This window comes from Delftia sp. WY8 (assembly GCF_018437695.1).
GTDB classification, from domain to species: domain Bacteria; phylum Pseudomonadota; class Gammaproteobacteria; order Burkholderiales; family Burkholderiaceae_C; genus Comamonas; species Comamonas tsuruhatensis.
Genome location: NZ_CP049795.1, coordinates 3,113,859 through 3,129,695, shown reverse-complemented (window position 1 = coordinate 3,129,695; position 15,837 = coordinate 3,113,859). Strand labels below are relative to the sequence as shown.

Sequence of the window (15,837 nt, the reverse complement as noted above, 5' to 3'; positions counted from 1 at the left end):
AAGGAGTGAACGGCGGCCAGGCAGGCCGCGCCCGCAGGATGGTGCAGGCGTTGGGCGGCAGTTTGGTGACAGTTCCGCATCACGAAGAAACCACCAGCCTCGAATGCCCCACGCCACCGCCTTTCTCCACCCGCACCTGCACGGCGATGCGCTCCTTGAGCGCCTCTACGTGGCTGATGATGCCGATCATCTTGCCGCTGTCGTTGAGCCGGTCGAGTGCGTCAAGCGCGATCTCCAGCGTGTCGGCATCGAGCGTGCCAAAGCCTTCGTCGAGGAACAGGGAGTCGATGGAGGTCTTGTGGCTGACCAGGTCCGATAGGGCCAGTGCCAGGGCCAGGCTGACGAGGAAGGCCTCGCCGCCCGATAGCGTGCGCGTGTCGCGCGGGGTGTCGCCCTGCCAGCTGTCGACGATGTCCAGTTCCAGCTCGCCCTCGGGCTTGCGGCGCAGCAGGTAGCGGCCGTGCAGGCGCGACAGGTGGAGGTTGGCCAGGTGCAGCAGGTGGTCCAGCGTGAGGCCTTGGGCAAAGCGCCGGTATTTGTCCCCCTTGGCCGAGCCGATGAGGCCGTCCAGGTGCTGCCACAGCTCGCTGTCGCTGGCCTGGGCCGCAATGCGCTCGAACAGGGCCTGCTGGCCCTGGCGGCGGCGCTGGTCGTCGGCCAGCTGGGTGCGGACGCCGCCCAGTTGTTCGCTGAGTGCGTTGCGGCGTTCCTCCAGCGTTTGCAGGCGGGCCTGGATTTCTTCGGGCGCCGCCTCGGTCAGGGCCTGGGCCTGCAGTTGCGCGTGCTCGCGCTGTGCGGCTTCGAGCAGGGTGGCAGCGCGCTGTTGTGCCGCCTGCAGTTGCTGGCGCAGCGCGACCAAGCGCTGGCGTTCGGGTGCGGGCAGCAGGGCCTGCAGGTAGGTGGGTTCGTCGGCAAAGGGGCTGGCGGCCAGGGCGGCCTGCCATGCGGATTCGGCCTGGGCCGCTTCCTCGCGCTGGCGGGCCAGCGTGGCCTGGGCCTGTTGCTGCTGGCCTTGCAGGGCATCCTGCTGCCGCGTGAGAGCGGCGATGTCGCTGGCGCATTCGGCCAGGGCCTGCGGCAGCTGTTCCACGGGCGGCAAGGGCAGGGAAGGCGGCTCTGCCACAGCCGTATCGGCGGGATGGTGCTGCGCCGTTCTCTGCGCCTGCCACTGTGTTTTCCACTGTGTTTCCCACTGTTTTTTCCAGCGCTGCGCATCGGCCTCGGCAGCCTCGCATTCCTTGCGCTGCAAGGCCATGGATTGGGCCAGTTGCTGCAGGTCGTGCCGCGCCTGTTGCCAGTGCTGCCATTCGGCTTCGCGCGCTTCAAGCCAGGGCTGGGCGTCGTCGGGCACCGTGTGGCCGGCCTCGCCGAGTGAAGCCTGCAACTGCGCGTTCAGCGCCTGGGCTTCGGCCTGCAGGCCGGCGATGGATTGCTGCAGTTCTTCGCGGCGTGCGCTGTGGTCGGCCAGGGCCTGCTGCTGCAGCGCAAGCTGGCCTTGCGCGGTCTGCAGTGACTGGCGGCTGTGCTGGGCGGCGTCCTTGGCCTGTTGCACGGCCTGCTCGCCTTGCTCGGCGGCCTGCACGGCGCGCTTGAGCGTGTCCAGCTGGCGGGCGCAGGCCTGGGCCGATGCGGCGAGGGTGTCGGCCTGTTGCCAACTGTCTGGCGCGAGTTGCAGGGGTTGCGCGAGGCCCTGCCATGTGTCGTTCCATGTGTCGTGCCAGCGTGCGATGTCCTGTTCCAGTTCGTCGGCCTGGCGCTGGCGCGCAGCCTGCGCGGCCGTGGTGGCGGCCAGCGTGGCGCGGGCGGTTTCGCCCTGGGTTTGCAGGGCGTCGAGTTCATCCTGCTTGCGGCGCAGCGCGGCTTCGGTGGCCGAGGCGTCCAGCGCTTCGTAGGCGGCCACGGCCGGGTGCTCGTGCGCGCCGCACAGCGGGCAGGGCTGGCCGGGCTGCAGGGCGTGGCGGTGCTCGGACAGGCTTTGGATGCGCTGCTCCTGCAGGAGCAGGGTCTGCTTGTCCGCGACCTGTTCCTTGACGCTCTTGTACTGCTGCCGCAGGGCTTGCAGCGATGTGTCCTGCGCCCGCGCCTGTGCCTCTCCATCGCGCAATTCCTGCTCCAGCGCAGCTTGCTGGCGCGCAAGTTCGCGGCGCTGCGCGGCCTGGGTTTCTGCCTGGCGCCACAGGTGCAGGCGGTCCTGCTCTGCCTGCTCGCGCGCGCGCAGCTCGGCCATGCCGCCGCTGCCTTGAAGGCGCTGCGCCTGTTCGTCCTGCGCGTGCTGGAGTGCGGCGCTGGCGCGGGCCTGGGCGTCGGTGGAGGCCTGGACCTGGGCCGCGCCGGCTTCGGCGCTTTGCGCCATGCGGGCCTGTTCGGCATCCAGCTTGCGCAGGGCCTGCTGCTGGTGGGCAGCCTGCTGTTGCTGGCTGGCGCGCAGCTTGAACTGCTGGCGCCAGCTGCCCAGTCGCTCGCCCAGCAGGGCATGGGCGGCATGGTGGGTGCAGAACTGTTCCAGCGTTTGGTGCTCGGCCTGCTGGCGGGCCAGGGTGTCTTGCGCGGCCTGGGCCAGGCGGGCGGACAGGGCCTGGGCATGGCGGTGCTGCAGCAGCAGCCGGGCCTGGGTTTGCTGTTCGTGCTCCCGCAGTTGCTGCAGTTGCTGGCGGCTTTCATCGCAGGCGGCGGCGCTGCGCTGCCAGGCCTGGTGCAGCGGCTGCAGTGCTTGAGCAGGCTCGTCGTTGGCCAGTCTTTCCAGTTCGGGCGCGGCCTGCTCCAGTGCCTGGGCGGCGTCTGCGCAGCCGGTGCGGGCGGCCTGCAGTGTCTGGGTGGCCTGGGCCAGTTGCTGCTGCCATTGGTGCTGGGCCTGGGTGCGCAGGTAGTCGGCCTGCAGCGTGGCCTGCTCCGTCACCAGGCTGTCGGCCTGGGCCTGCAGGGCATCGCGCGCCTCGGGCGTCAGCAACTCCACGCCATCGGCCTGGGCCTTGAGCTGGTCCAGGCGCTGGCGCGCATCGCGGGCGCGTTCGAAGACTTTCTGCGAGATGAGGCCGTAGATCTCGGTGCCTGTCAGCTCTTCCAGCAGGCCGGCGCGCTCATTGGCATTGGCTTGCAGAAAAGCCGCAAAGCCGCCCTGGGCCAGCAGCATGGACTTGGTGAAGCGATCGAAGTCCAGGCCCGTGATGGCGGCGGTCTGCTCCAGCTTGTCGCGCGTCTGGCTGCTGAGGATGCTGCCGTCGCCCCGGGCCAGTTCCACCTTGGGCGCCTGCAGTGCGCCATCGAGCCTGTCGCGTGCGCGGCGCTGGCTCCAGAAGGCGCGGTAGACCTGCCCCTTGACCTCGAATTCGACCTCGGCCAGACAGTCGGCCGTGTGGCGCGTCATGAGGTCGTTGGCCGATGCCGAGATGTTGTTCAGCCTGGGTGTCTGGTGGTACAGCGCCAGGCAGATGGCATCGAGCAGGGTGGACTTGCCCGCGCCCGTGGCCCCGGTGATGGCGAACAGGCCGTTGCCCGCGAACGGCGCCTGCGTGAAGTCGATGCGCCATTCGCCCTTGAGCGAGTTGAGGTTCTTGAGCCGCAGCGTAAGGATCTTCATGCGCGGGCCTCCTCGCCGTGTTCGCCGGCGCCTGGCTGGGGCGCATCAAGCCCGGCCACCACTTCCTGGTAGCGCCGGGTGAGTGCCTGGGCCAGGCCGGGCTCCAGTGTTTCCAGCGCCAGGCGGCGCTCGAAGACGTCGGCGGGGCTGATCTCGTGCAGCGACTCGCCGGCGGCGGCGGCCATGCCGGCCACCGCCCGGCCGCGCTGGCGCCGCACGCGCAGCAGCTCCACCGGCAGCTCATCGGCCAGGGCCTGCACGCGGTCGCTGAGCTGGGGCAGGTAGTCGTCCTGCTCCACCACCACTTCCAGCCACACGGGCCGTGCAGGGCTGCCGGCCTGGGCGGTGGCGCGCATCAGATCCGGCAAGGCGGCCAGGCTGCCTGCCACCGAGGCCATGGGCTGAAAGCAGGGAACGGGCAGCGGCGTGACGGCCTGCAGCCCTTCGGGGCCCAGGTCCACCAGCAGCATCTGCTTGGACTGGCGGGCCTCGTCAAAGCTCAGCGCAATGGGTGAGCCGCTGTAGCGGATGTGCTCCAGGCCGCCCACTTTCTGCGGCTGGTGGATGTGGCCCAGGGCCACGTAGTCGGCGGGCGGAAAGGCCGAGGTGGGGAAGGCATCCAGCGATCCCACGTAGATCTCTCGCACGGACTCGCTGCTGCTGGCGCCCACGGTGGTGAGATGGCCCGTGGCGATGATGGGCAGGCGCTGACCGGATGCGGCGGCCAGCGCGTCACGGCGCGCCATGGCGGCGTCGTGCACGCTGCGGTAGCAGGACTCGATGGCGGCCTGCAGCGCCTGCTGCTTTTGCTCGGCGCTTTGGCCGGGCTGGCTCAGCACCAGGTCGCGCGGGCGCATGAAGGGCAAGGCGCAGACGATGCAGCCGGGCGCGGCCGGCTGCCCCGGCCGGCGCCGCAGCGGCAGCTCGACCACGTGGCTGGCCGTCTCGCCCACGGCGGCAACCACGGTGGTGTCCAGGCAGGCCAGCAGCTCGCGGTTCTCTGCCAGCGTGGCCACGGAGTCGTGGTTGCCGCCCAGCAGCAACAGGGCCACGCCCGCCGCATGCAGGCGCACCACCAGCTGGCTGTACAGCTCGCGCGCATAGCTGGGCGGCGCGCCGGTGTCGAAGATATCGCCTGCGATCAGCACGGCATCCACCGCCTGGGCATCGACCTGCTCCAGCAGCCAGTCGATGAGCGCAGCGTGCTCGGCCTGGCGGCTCTTGCCCATGAAGTGCTGGCCCAGGTGCCAGTCGGAAGTGTGAAGAAGGCGCATGGTTTCGGTATCGCGATATCGGTGCAATGTCCGCCGGCTGTGGCGGGGGCGACAGTATGGTCGCTGGCGCGCATGGGTGACAGCAGGACGGCGTGCCGCAGCTAACATCCCGGTTCGCATCAACCAAGGAGACACAGGCATGTTCAGCCACGTCATGGTCGGGGTCAACGACCTCGAAAAATCCAAGCAGTTCTACGACGCATTCCTGGGCGCGCTCGGCGTTGCGCCGGGCATGGCCAACAAGAACCGCTATTTCTACCGCAGCGCGGGCGGCACGTTTGCCATTTCCACACCGATCAACGGCGAGGCTGCCTGCCACGGCAATGGCGCGACCATCGGCTTTGCGACGCAGTCGCCCGAGCAGGCCGACGCGGCCCATGCTGCCGCCGTGGCAGCCGGCGGCGTGACCTGCGAGGACCCGCCCGGCTGGCGCGAGGCTTCGCCCGGTGGCCGGCTGTACTTGGCCTATGTGCGGGATCTGGATGGCAACAAGCTGTGTCTGTTGCATCGGCCGCCGAAGGCCTGAGCGAATACCGCATCCCGGCATATACAAACCCCTCTGCGCCATACTCCCGCCCGAACGCGCCCACCGGGCGCTCACCCCCCAAGGAGAATGCGTGCAATCAGCAAGTGACCAGTGGTTCGACGAGGCGTACTACCAGCGCTACTACTTCGACAAGAAGACCAGCGTGGTCGACACCGAGCATGTGAACCGGCTGGGCGCTTTCGTGTGTTCCTATCTGAACTATGTGCGGGTGCCGGTGCGCCGCGTGCTGGATGTGGGCTGTGGTATCGGTCTGTGGCGCGAGGCGGTGCAGCGCCACTTCCCCGGTGCCAGCTACCACGGCGTGGAGTTCAGCGAGTACCTGTGCGGACGCTTCGGTTGGGAGCGCGGCTCGGTGGTGGACTATGCGGCGCATGATCCTGCAGAGCCCTTCGATCTGGTGATCTGCCAGGGCGTGCTGCCCTATCTGAGCCCGCCGGATCTCAAGCGCGCGCTGGCCAATCTGGGGCGGTTGAGCCGAGGCGGTCTGTATGTGGAGGCAGTGGCGCGCGAGGATTACGAACGCGGCGTGATCGATGAGGATCTGACCGATCCGCGCCTGTTCCGCCACCGGGCCGATCTGTACCGGCGCGGGCTGGCCGAGCATTTCAAGGAACTGGGCGGCGGCGTGTGGCTGAGCCGCCGCGCCGAGCTGCCGCTGTTCGAGCTGGAAAGCGTGGGATGAGCATGGAGCTGCCTGACCAGGCTCCGGCGTCTCCGGTGCCCCTGTCCTATTTGCGTGGCGTGGATTCGGGCGTGGCGCCGCATGCGGTGTCGCGCCTGCGCACGCAGCGGCTGGCGCGCAGCACGCGGCCGTTCCTGTCGCGCGGCGGGCCGCGCGGCGAGCGCTGCGAGGGTTGCCGGCTGCGGCCTTCGCACTGCATCTGCGCGCTGCGGCCCATGCTGCCGACGCGGGCAGGCTTTTGCCTGCTGATGCACGATGCAGAGCCGCTCAAGCCCAGCAACACGGGCTGGCTGATCGCCGATGTGGTGGAGCAGACGCACGCCTTCGGCTGGGCGCGCACCGAGGCCGATGCGGGCCTGCTGGCGCTGCTTGCCGATCCGCAGTGGCAGCCCTATGTGGTGTTTCCCGGTGAGTTCGTACAGCCGCCGCAGCGCGTGGTGCACACGCTGCCGGTGCCCCAGGCCGCGGTCGTGCCGGGCCAGGAGCGGCGCCCGCTGTTCATCCTGCTGGATGCGACCTGGCCCGAGGCGCGCAAGATGTTCCGCAAGAGCCCTTACCTGGACCGCTTTCCGGTGCTGAGCCTGCACCCGGATCAGGTCTCGCAGTACCGCCTGCGCCGCTCCCAGCGCGAAGACCACTTCTGCACCAGCGAGGTGGCCGCCCTGTGCCTGGAGCTGACGGGCGATGCGGGCGACCGGCGCGCGGGCCGCGCGCTGGAGAGCTACCTGGCGCTGTTCACCGAGCACTATCTGCGCGCCAAGAGCCAGCAGCCGGTTCAGGCAGACAGTGCCGCGCACCGGGGTCTGCAGGACGCCGTCTCATCCCGCTGTACGCCTGAAGAATAAAAACGATAGCGGTGAATGCTTGTGTTCATTGGGATTGGCGTCGTTTTGTTCCAAATTGTTGACGGCACATCCATCGCCCCTGCCCGGTGTGCGCCGGCGGCTTCACGGGGTGGAATGGGCCAGGGTGCAGCGGCGCCAGCACAAACCTCCTGTTACGTTCTGGCTGCAGGGCGCCTCCCATACTCGCGGCGTGCGAAGAAAGGCGAGTGGACGGCAGGGCGGGGGCATAGGATCCCGGGCTGAATGTCCATCGAACCTCGTCCCCGGGCGGTGATGGCTAGAATTGGATTTCGCTGAAATTCATCGGCCTGGCCCCGCTCAAGCGGGGCTTGTTCGTGCACGCAGGGCTGCCCGTCGAGGTGGCCCGCATCCTCAGGGCGCACCGCGGCACGCGGATTGCTGTTCACCGCATCCGCCGGGAACCTTGGGACGTGCCGTCTCTCTTATCGCGCTGGACCATGCGTTGCACCCTTCGGGGCCGGCTGCGCCATGGCCGCGTGCTCCATTTTCTTGGGGTTTGTTCATGGCTCGGGGCCCATTGCTCCGGCGTTGGAAAGGTGTCCGGTTTTGGTGGTCAAGGATTTCAAACTGCGCTACAACCCCGCCCTTGACGGGCTGCGGGGCGTGGCGATCCTGTTGGTGATCTTGTCGCACTCCCATGCGCCTCTGTTTGATGGCGCGTTCTTCGGGGTCGACCTGTTTTTCGTGCTCAGCGGCTATCTGATCACTTCGCTGCTGCTGATGGAGAACGATTCCGAGGGCCGCATCGGCTTCTGGCGCTTTTACCGCCGCCGCTTCTTCCGCCTGATGCCGGCGCTGGCCCTGTTTCTGGCCGCGTACTGCATCTTCGCGCCCATGCTGTGGCCGGACCTGAACGACATCTACTCCGATGCGCTGGTCTCCATCCTCTATCTGGCCGACTACGGCATCGCCTTCTTCGACAGCCCGGACACGCTGCTGCACATGTGGTCGCTGTCGGTGGAGGAGCACTTCTACCTGATCTGGCCGCCGCTGCTGGTGCTGCTGCTGCGCTTTTCCAAGCCGGGCCGCCTGTGGCGCCCCATTGCCCTGCTGTGGGCGCTGAGCTGGCTGTGGCGCGTGTACTGGGTGGACCAGGGTCAGCACTTCTATGAGATCTTCTTCCGCTTCGACACCCGCGCCTCGGGCCTGTTCGCCGGTGCGCTGCTGGCGGCGCTGATGATCGAGCGCCCGGACTTCATCGCTGCGCTGAAGGCGCGCATGCACCACGCCATGTGGGTGCCGCTGGCCGTGCCGCTGTTGATGGCGCTGCAATGGGACAACCAGGACGCCATGGTCTGGGGCATCACCGTGGTGGAGTGCGCGGCCGTTGTGCTGCTGGTGGCGGTGAGCCAGGGCTCGGGCCTGGTCTACGACATGCTGTCGTCGCCCATGCTGGTGAAGCTGGGACGCCTGTCCTATGGCGTCTATCTCTGGCACTACCCGGTGGTGCGCTATCTGCGCGCCGACTTCTCGTGGCCCGTGGTCGTGGTGCTGGGCCTGGCGATCTCGGTGGTGCTGTCGGCGCTGTCCTTCTACACCATCGAGCGCTGGGCGCTGCGCATGCGTGATGGCGAGCGCAAGGGCGGCGAGCGCCAGCCGCAGGCGCAGCCGGCCTGAATGCCGGCAGGGCGCCGAAAGCAAAAAAGGGAACGTTGGCACGTTCCCTTTTTTTGTGGGTGAAGGAGATCCGCTGCGCTCTCAGAACCCTGCGCCGGGCTGGGACAGGTACTGCAGTTCCTCGGGCGTGCTGGTGCGGCCCAGGATGGCATTGCGGTGCGGAAAGCGGCCATAGCGCACGATGACGTCGCGGTGCCGGTGGGCGTAGTCCAGCGTGCCGGCCAGGAACTCGCGCACGCCCTCGCCGCCAGTGTCACCGGCCTGGTCGGCCAGTGCCTGGAAGGCGGCCACGCTGCGGTCCTGCAGGGCCAGGTCCTCGGCATGCTCCAGCGGCAGGTAGCAGAAGATGCGGGCCACGGCGGGCAGGTCGGCATGCCGGTCATGGCCCTGGGCGATGCCGTCCAGCGCCAGCTGCAGCGCCTGCGGGTCGCCCGCAAAGCTGCGCGCCGTGCCCCGGAACAGGTTGCGCGTGAACTGGTCCAGCAGCACGATCAGCGCCAGCCTGCCCAGCGCCGTGCCGGCCCAGGCGTCGAGTCGGCCGGCCAGCGCGTCTTCGACCAGGGCACCGAAGCGCTCGCGGATCTGGTTGTCGGTGGCCTCGGACTTGATGAACCACAGGTTCTTGCAGGCCAGGGCGCTTGCATTGTCGGGGCGGGTGGAGCCCAGCCAGTAGCCGAGCACGTCGGCAATGCGGGGGTCTGCGGCGGAGGAGGGTGCAATGCTGGTCATCGGGGGCCCGTGTCTGGTCGGATGAGGAAAGCTTCGATTGTGCAGGCGGTGGCGGGCCGAGGCTGTGGATGGCCGGTTCTCCGCAGATGGATAACAGTTTGCGCAGAGGTTTTTCCAGCCAATATGCACAGATTTTTCAAGAGGATTTCTATTGGTTATCAACAGGTGGTGTCATTGATTCCATTGGAGGTGCTTGAAAATCAAGCGGCAAGGGCATCAAGATTGCTTTCGGCAATACTACGGAATTCCCCGGAGATGCGCGCATCCTGCGCCACGGCCCGCCAGAAGCGCCGCGCCAGTGCCTGGGCGCGCGGCCATTCGGCCAGCGTGGCGGCCGTGGGGCGCGGGGGCTGGGCGCTGAAGTCGCGCTCCACGATCTCGCCATTGATGGGCATGTAGAGCATGGGCAGCATGTCGTAGGTGGGCGACAGCGCCCAGTCGCCCTGCGGCTGCGGCAGCACGAAGGAGATGTTGCCGTAGTGCCGGTCGGTGTTGGCGATGAGTTGGCCGTAGGCCTCGAGCAGGCGCAGGCTGCGCGCATCGGTCTCGGTGATGAGGCCACGCGCCGCCAGGCGGCTGGCCGTGGCGGCCCAGTTGTCCACCTCGCCCACGTACTGGGCATTGAGCACCTGCAGGGAGACCATGCCTATGCGTCCGGGGTTGCGGTCCGGCGGCGGTGCGCAGCCCGGCTCGGGCTGGCTGCGATCGAAGCGCTCCGATTCGAGAAAGGCCCGGCCGCCATCAATGAACAGCCGCGTGCGCGCGGCGGGCAGGCCGTCTTCGGCCAGGGTCTGCAGCGCCAGATGCTCGCAGACCAGCAGGTCGCGTATGCGCTGCTCGGCCGGGGCGTCGCCTGCCGGGGAGAACTTGACGATGACGCTGCGCCCGGCCGTGGTGCAGCAGAACTTGGGCTGCTCGCCGCCCGCCGACGAGCCCGGATGCGTGCCCTGCATGGCCTGCATGGCCAGGCGCGGATACTCGGCCGGCGACTCGGCGCGCAGCGCGCGGGCGGGCAGGGTGTGGAAGCGCTCGAACGCGGCTTCGCCCACGATGAGGTTGCCCGGCAGGTCCTCGCCGAAGCGGGCCAGGGCGCGCAGCACGTCGTCCTCGCCCCATTGGCGCGGGTCGCCGCCCAACTGCAGTTCGGGATGGCTGTGCGCAAACGTGCGGCCGATGAAGCCCTGGGGCCGCATGTCGTCCAGGAACCAGGGCAGGCCGTCGTGCTGCTCGCTGAGGCCATCGGCCTCGTCCACCCAGAAGCCGCCGCCGTGCAGCGCGATCATGCGGCCGAAGGGCGATGCGTGGCCTTCGGTATCCACGCGCATGATGGCCACCTCGGCGCCCACGCCCGTCACCTGGCGCGGCAGCACATAGCGCTGCGTGCGCGCCGCACCCACCTTGCGCACCTGGCCCGACCGGATCAGCGGCGCCAGCGCGCGCGACACGGTGGGCTGGCTCACGCCCAGCATCTGCTGCAGCTCGCGCGCCGCCAGCGCACCGCCCTGGCGGCGCAGTGCCGCCAGTACCTGGGTGGAGAGGTCTTCCAAGGCCATGGGAATCATTTCATGAATGAATAAAAATAGGGGATAATTTATTGAAAATCAATGATTTATGCAAATCAATGAATGAATATATGAATAGATTCATGCGCCGGTGGAGGGCCGTGCCCAAGGCCGCGGCAAAGCTGGGCGGGCGGGAGGGCCGGCCAGAAGGATTGGGTGATGTTTCCGTACGGGTGGCGGTACTGCCTATGTCTGATGGGCGCTCGCTGTGAAGCGCCTTCGCGCAGGTGCCGGGCAACACCCACTGCAGGGACAGGGAATAGCCCCTGGCGGGACAATGCCGATCTCAAAAAACATAGCGCCATGCGTATGGCATGCATGGCGCTTCAGGGTTTCGTGTCGGGCTTTCTGGGGCTTGTGCTGTCGTGATGAATCGCCGCTTTTTGTTGATGGTCCTGGCCGCGGGCTGCAGCTTGGCTGCGACCGGATGTTCGGGAAAGTCCGGGCCTGGAAATGTCTCGATTTCGCGGCAAAGGCTGCAGGAGGTGGTGGCCCAGCGCTTTCCACGGCAATTCCCCGTGGCCGGCATGCTGCAGCTCAAGCTGCATTCGCCGGTGCTGGGATTGCTGCCCGAGCGCAACGCGCTCAATGCGGTGTTGCAGGCCGATCTGTCGGGACCCGTGCTCAAGCAAGCCTATGGCGGCCATCTGAACCTGGACTTCGCGCTGCGCTACGAGCCCACGGACCGCACGCTGCGCGCCCACCAGATCAAGGTCAACAGCCTGGTCATCAACGACCTGGCCCCCGCCATGAGCGACATGATCACCACCTACGCCAGCGCCCTGGCCGAGCAGGCGCTGGGCCAGCTCGTGCTCTACCAGCTGCAGGACAAGGACCTGGCCCTGATGGACTCTCTGAACATGGAGCCCGGCGCCATCACGGTGACGCCGGACGGCCTGAGCGTGGCCCTGGTCCAGAAGCCCGTCGCGCCGCGCTGAGAGCTGCGCCGTGCGGGCGGTGCTCGGTTCAGCCGTGCGCCTCCATCCGAGCGCCTCGGTAGCCGGTGCATGGCGGCGAGCGCGGAGACTGGCCATGCAATCTGCGTGGGTGGTCATGACCCGGCGGCAGGGTCGGGCCGCCATTATTTGGCGTGCCAAGCATGGCTGGGCGCCGAACGCTACGATGCAGCGGCCATCGATTTCTTGGCGAACCCGTCCAGCCTTCAAGGTGCCCCATGACTCCACAGAATCCGCTTTCCGCCTTTTCCGTCACGCGCAAGTGGCCGGCCACGCAGCCGGACCGCATCCAGCTGTATTCCCTGCCCACGCCCAACGGCGTCAAGGTGTCGATCGCTCTGGAGGAGATGGGCCTGCCGTATGAGGCGCACCGCGTGGGCTTCGAGAGCAATGACCAGCTCTCGCCCGAGTTCGTGGACACCTTTCCCAACAACAAGATCCCGGCCATCCTGGACCCGCAGGGTCCGGGCGGAAAGCCGCTGGCGCTGTTCGAGTCGGGCGCCATCCTGGTCTACCTGGCCGAGAAGTCCGGCAGCCCGCTGCTGCCCGCCGACCCGGCCGCGCGCTATGAAACGCTGCAGTGGCTGATGTTCCAGATGGGTGGCGTCGGCCCCATGTTCGGCCAGCTGGGGTTCTTCCACAAATTCGCGGGCAAGGACTTCGAGGACAAGCGCCCGCGCGACCGCTACGTGAACGAGTCCGTGCGCCTGCTGGGTGTGCTGGAGCGCCGCCTCGCAGGCCGCGCCTGGGTGATGGGCGAGCAGTTCACCATTGCCGACATCGCCCTGTGGCCCTGGGTGCGCAACATGGTGGTGGAGCAGGGCTACAACGCGGCCGAACTGCTGGGCTGGGAGCGCTTTCCAGAGCTGCAGCGCGTGCTGGCCGCCTTCGTGGCGCGCCCGGCCGTGCAAAAGGGCCTGGTGACGCCGCCGCGCAACTGAGAACTGAGTGGGTGCATGCGCCCGCCGGCAGAGGCGGTCCGGCGTTGCATTCCTGGGCCGCACTGTTCCAGCCATGGTGGCTTTCAAAGCGGGCGCTCGGGCCGCATGTATCCGAGAATGCAGCGTCCCCTTTCCTCATGCCGCTGCAAGCCTCGCAGGAGCCGCCACGATGACCGCAACCACCCCCATCCTCCAGAGCCAGCCGCTGGGCCCGCTGTGGCCCACCATGGACCCCTTCCTGTTCTGCGCCCACCATGACGATGCCTATCCGCCCGGCGATGGCCGCCTGGGCGTGCGGGCCGTGGACCTGGAAGGCCGCCAGATGGGCAGCGACTTCAGCCGCAAGAACGGGTTTTCGATGTACCACGGCGATGGCGTGCCCGGCTTTCCCGGCCACCCGCACCGCGGCTTCGAGACCGTGACCCTGGTGCGCAAGGGCCTGATCGACCATTCCGATTCGCTGGGCGCGGCCGCGCGCTTTGGCGGCGGCGACGTGCAGTGGCTGACGGCCGGCAAGGGAATCCAGCATTCGGAGATGTTCCCGCTGCTCAACAGCGACGCGCCCAATCCGCTGGAGCTGTTCCAGATCTGGCTGAACCTGCCTGCGCGCTCCAAGATGGTGGCGCCGCACTTCACCATGTTCTGGAATGAGCGCATCCCGCGCCTGGAGCACGCAGACGCCGCAGGCCGCAGGACCGTGGTCACCGTGGTCGCAGGCAGCCTGCCCGGCACGGCGGCCGCCCTGCCTCCGCCGCCCGAATCCTGGGCCTCGCAACCCGAGGGCGACGTGGCCATCTGGACGCTGCGCCTGGAGCCCGGCGCACGCTGGACGCTGCCGCGCGCAGCCGGTGCGGACACGCAACGCATGCTGTATTTCTTTGCAGGCCAGGCACTGCAGGTCGGGCCCACGGCGCTGGCACAGCATGCGGCCCTGCATGTGGATGCCACGCAGGACTGGGAGCTGCACAACAGCGGCGCCGACGCCGTGGAATGCCTGGTGCTGCAAGGCCGCCCCATTGGCGAGAGCGTGGCGCAGTACGGCCCCTTCGTGATGAACACGCAGCAGGAAATCATGCAGGCCATGCAGGACTACCGGCGCACCCAGTTCGGCGGATGGCCCTGGGCCGAGCAGGACCCGGTGCATGGCGCAGAGAACCGGCGCTTTGCGCGCTACCCGGGCGCTGCGGCCGAGGAACAGCCGCCGGCCGCCTGAGTCCGGTCAGGCCGCGTCAGGCCGTGTCTGAGGGTGGATGAAAGCTGGCCGGCGCGGGCGTGCGCCCCAGCTCCTTGAGGATCTTCAGCGTGATGGCCATGCCGGTGTTGCCTGCGGGCACGCCGGCATAGACGGCGGTCTGCAGCAGCACTTCGCGGATGGTGTCCAGGTCCAGCGGCGCGGCCTCGGCATCGGCCGGGTCGGCCAGCAGCCCTGTGCGGATGTGCAGCTCGAACTCTTCCCAGCGGCCCATGGAGGCCGTGATGGCCAGCACCATGATGCGGCGCGTGCGGCGCTCCAGGCCGGGGCGGCTCCAGATGCCGTCCCAGGCATAGGCCGTGATCATGCGCTGGAACTCCACATTCAGTTCGTTGGCGCGCGCCACGGATTGGTCCACCCATTCATCACCCAGCACGCGGCGGCGGTTGGCAAGGCCGCGCTGCAGGGCGTCGGCGGAAGGTTCGGTCATGGCGGGGGTTCCTGTGTCAGGCATGGGAATGGGCATTGGCGTGGGCGTGGGTCTGCGGCGCTGCCAGCAGCGCCAGGCACGCATCATGCGATGCCTGCACGGCGCGTGCCGGGTCGCAGGCCCGGGCCAGCGCATCTTGCAGCGCTTGCAGGGCTGCTGCGTCCAGCCGGGGCGCGGCCCATTCGGCCAGCAGCAGGCGCAGCTCGCGCCCCTGCTCCAGCGCCTGCGGGGCCAGCAGCTCCACGGCGGCCAGGGCCTCGGGCTTGCCTGTCCAGGGCGCCATGGCGTGCACGCAGGCCTCTGAAAACACCAGTCCGTGCAGGCCCCGCACATGGCCCAGCATGCGCTGCGGAAGCACCTGCAGCGACTGCGCGGCCTGGCGCAATGCGGCGGCGGCGCCATGCACATGGCGCCACAGGTCGGGCCAGTGCGCGACCTCGGCCTGCCACTCGCCCAGCGCGCGTTCATGGGCCTGGGCCATGCAGCCCAGCAGCAGGGCCGCGAGTTGGGGGATGGCCTGGGCCTGTGCCACCGCCTGCATCAGGTGCACGGGATTGCGCTTGTGCGGCATGGCGCTGGAGGTGCTGCCGCGCGGCGCCTCGGCGATCTCGCCCACCTCGTACTGCGCCATCAGCGACCAGTCCCGGGCCAGCTTGGCCAGGCTGCCGCCGCACACAGCCGCTTCCATGGCCAGGCGCATCCAGTCGTCACGCTGCGTATGCCAGCTGCGGCCGCAGGCCGACAGGCCCAGGCGCCGGGCCAGTGCCTGCTCCACCTCGGCACGGTGGCTTCCCAGCACCGCGCCATTGCCCACGGCGCCGCCCAATTGCACGCACAGCGCAGCGGTGGCAAGCCTTTCAAACTGTTCGATGCTGCGGCCCACGGCGGCAGCCGACTGCGCGCACTTGAATCCGAAGCTGGTGATCTGCGCGGGCTGCAGCAGGCTGCGCGCCAGCATGGGCGTGGCCGCGTGCGTGCGGGCCAGGGCCTGCAGTGCGGACTGCAGCGCGTCCAGCTCGGCCAGCAGCGCCTGCAGGGCCTGCTGTGTGAGCAGGGCCTGCGCCGTGTCCACGGCGTCCTGCGTGGTCGCGCCCCAGTGCAGCCAGGGCAAGCCTTCGGGGGCGTGGGCCTGCAGCCACTGCTGCAGCGGCCGCACCACGGCCAGGCCCAGCGCGCCGCTGGCGCGTGCCTGCTTCACCACGCCTTCGCACGTGAGCGGCGCCTGCGCGCAGGCGCGCGCTATGGCCTCGGCGGCCGGGCGCGGCACCAGGCCGCAGTCGGCCTGGGCTTGGGCCAGCGCGCTCTCGAAGCGCAGCAGCGCGTCCAGCCAGCGCGCGTCTGCAAACCATTGGCCGCTGTCGGCCGGGCCCAGATAGTCCTTCACCAATGACATGCTGTCCTTGC

13 protein-coding genes are annotated in these 15,837 nt (G+C 68.6%); 7 read left to right on the top strand and 6 right to left on the bottom strand.

Annotated features, from left to right (window positions below):
- Positions 1-79: 79 nt before the first annotated feature.
- On the bottom strand, positions 80-3,577 hold the full coding sequence (locus tag G4D77_RS14460) for an SbcC/MukB-like Walker B domain-containing protein (RefSeq protein WP_154836120.1): 3,498 nt from the start codon (positions 3,575-3,577) through the stop codon (positions 80-82).
- Positions 3,574-4,851 (bottom strand): exonuclease subunit SbcD, encoded by a 1,278-nt coding sequence (gene sbcD / locus G4D77_RS14455; RefSeq protein WP_154836118.1) that lies wholly within the window; start codon positions 4,849-4,851, stop codon positions 3,574-3,576. The genes G4D77_RS14460 and sbcD overlap by 4 nt, the downstream gene beginning before the upstream one ends.
- Positions 4,852-4,990: 139 nt before the next feature.
- Between sbcD and G4D77_RS14450 the strand changes: the two genes are divergently transcribed.
- The 4 genes from G4D77_RS14450 to G4D77_RS14435 all read left to right on the top strand — a co-directional run bounded on the left by G4D77_RS14450 (position 4,991) and on the right by G4D77_RS14435 (position 8,563).
- Complete coding sequence (locus G4D77_RS14450; RefSeq protein ID WP_154836116.1) at positions 4,991-5,377, top strand: VOC family protein; 387 nt, start codon at positions 4,991-4,993, stop codon at positions 5,375-5,377.
- Between the two features lie 91 nt (positions 5,378-5,468).
- A complete protein-coding gene (locus tag G4D77_RS14445) occupies positions 5,469-6,080 on the top strand; it encodes a class I SAM-dependent DNA methyltransferase (protein ID WP_016449866.1) in 612 nt (203 codons plus the stop codon).
- Entirely contained in the window at positions 6,077-6,925 is an 849-nt protein-coding gene (locus G4D77_RS14440; protein ID WP_154836114.1) for a tRNA-uridine aminocarboxypropyltransferase, read from the top strand. The genes G4D77_RS14445 and G4D77_RS14440 overlap by 4 nt, the downstream gene beginning before the upstream one ends.
- 489 nt (positions 6,926-7,414) lie before the next feature.
- Positions 7,415-8,563: an acyltransferase family protein gene (locus G4D77_RS14435; RefSeq protein WP_016449864.1), complete on the top strand. Its 1,149-nt coding sequence runs from the start codon at positions 7,415-7,417 to the stop codon at positions 8,561-8,563.
- Positions 8,564-8,644: 81 nt separating this feature from the next.
- On the opposite strand, the gene G4D77_RS14430 is transcribed toward G4D77_RS14435, so the two are convergent.
- Together G4D77_RS14430 and yjjJ are read right to left on the bottom strand one after the other, a co-directional pair.
- Positions 8,645-9,292: a DUF924 family protein gene (locus G4D77_RS14430; protein ID WP_034366891.1), complete on the bottom strand. Its 648-nt coding sequence runs from the start codon at positions 9,290-9,292 to the stop codon at positions 8,645-8,647.
- Between the two features lie 200 nt (positions 9,293-9,492).
- Positions 9,493-10,845: a type II toxin-antitoxin system HipA family toxin YjjJ gene (gene yjjJ, locus G4D77_RS14425; protein WP_126311126.1), complete on the bottom strand. Its 1,353-nt coding sequence runs from the start codon at positions 10,843-10,845 to the stop codon at positions 9,493-9,495.
- A 497-nt stretch (positions 10,846-11,342) separates the two neighbouring features.
- Between yjjJ and G4D77_RS14420 the strand changes: the two genes are divergently transcribed.
- From G4D77_RS14420 to G4D77_RS14410, 3 genes are all read left to right on the top strand, one after another.
- A complete protein-coding gene (locus tag G4D77_RS14420) occupies positions 11,343-11,792 on the top strand; it encodes a DUF1439 domain-containing protein (RefSeq protein ID WP_223275342.1) in 450 nt (149 codons plus the stop codon).
- A gap of 236 nt (positions 11,793-12,028) precedes the next feature.
- Positions 12,029-12,751 carry a glutathione S-transferase C-terminal domain-containing protein gene (locus G4D77_RS14415; RefSeq protein WP_013804547.1) on the top strand — a complete coding sequence of 241 codons (723 nt, stop codon included), beginning with the start codon at positions 12,029-12,031 and terminating at the stop codon, positions 12,749-12,751.
- A 169-nt stretch (positions 12,752-12,920) separates the two neighbouring features.
- Positions 12,921-13,964 carry a pirin family protein gene (locus G4D77_RS14410; protein WP_154836112.1) on the top strand — a complete coding sequence of 348 codons (1,044 nt, stop codon included), beginning with the start codon at positions 12,921-12,923 and terminating at the stop codon, positions 13,962-13,964.
- A gap of 16 nt (positions 13,965-13,980) precedes the next feature.
- Here the strand turns inward: G4D77_RS14410 and G4D77_RS14405 are convergent, their stop codons facing one another.
- Entirely contained in the window at positions 13,981-14,433 is a 453-nt protein-coding gene (locus tag G4D77_RS14405) for a carboxymuconolactone decarboxylase family protein (RefSeq protein ID WP_016452075.1), read from the bottom strand.
- Between the two features lie 16 nt (positions 14,434-14,449).
- Entirely contained in the window at positions 14,450-15,826 is a 1,377-nt protein-coding gene (locus G4D77_RS14400) for a lyase family protein (protein ID WP_154836110.1), read from the bottom strand.
- Positions 15,827-15,837 lie beyond the last annotated feature (11 nt).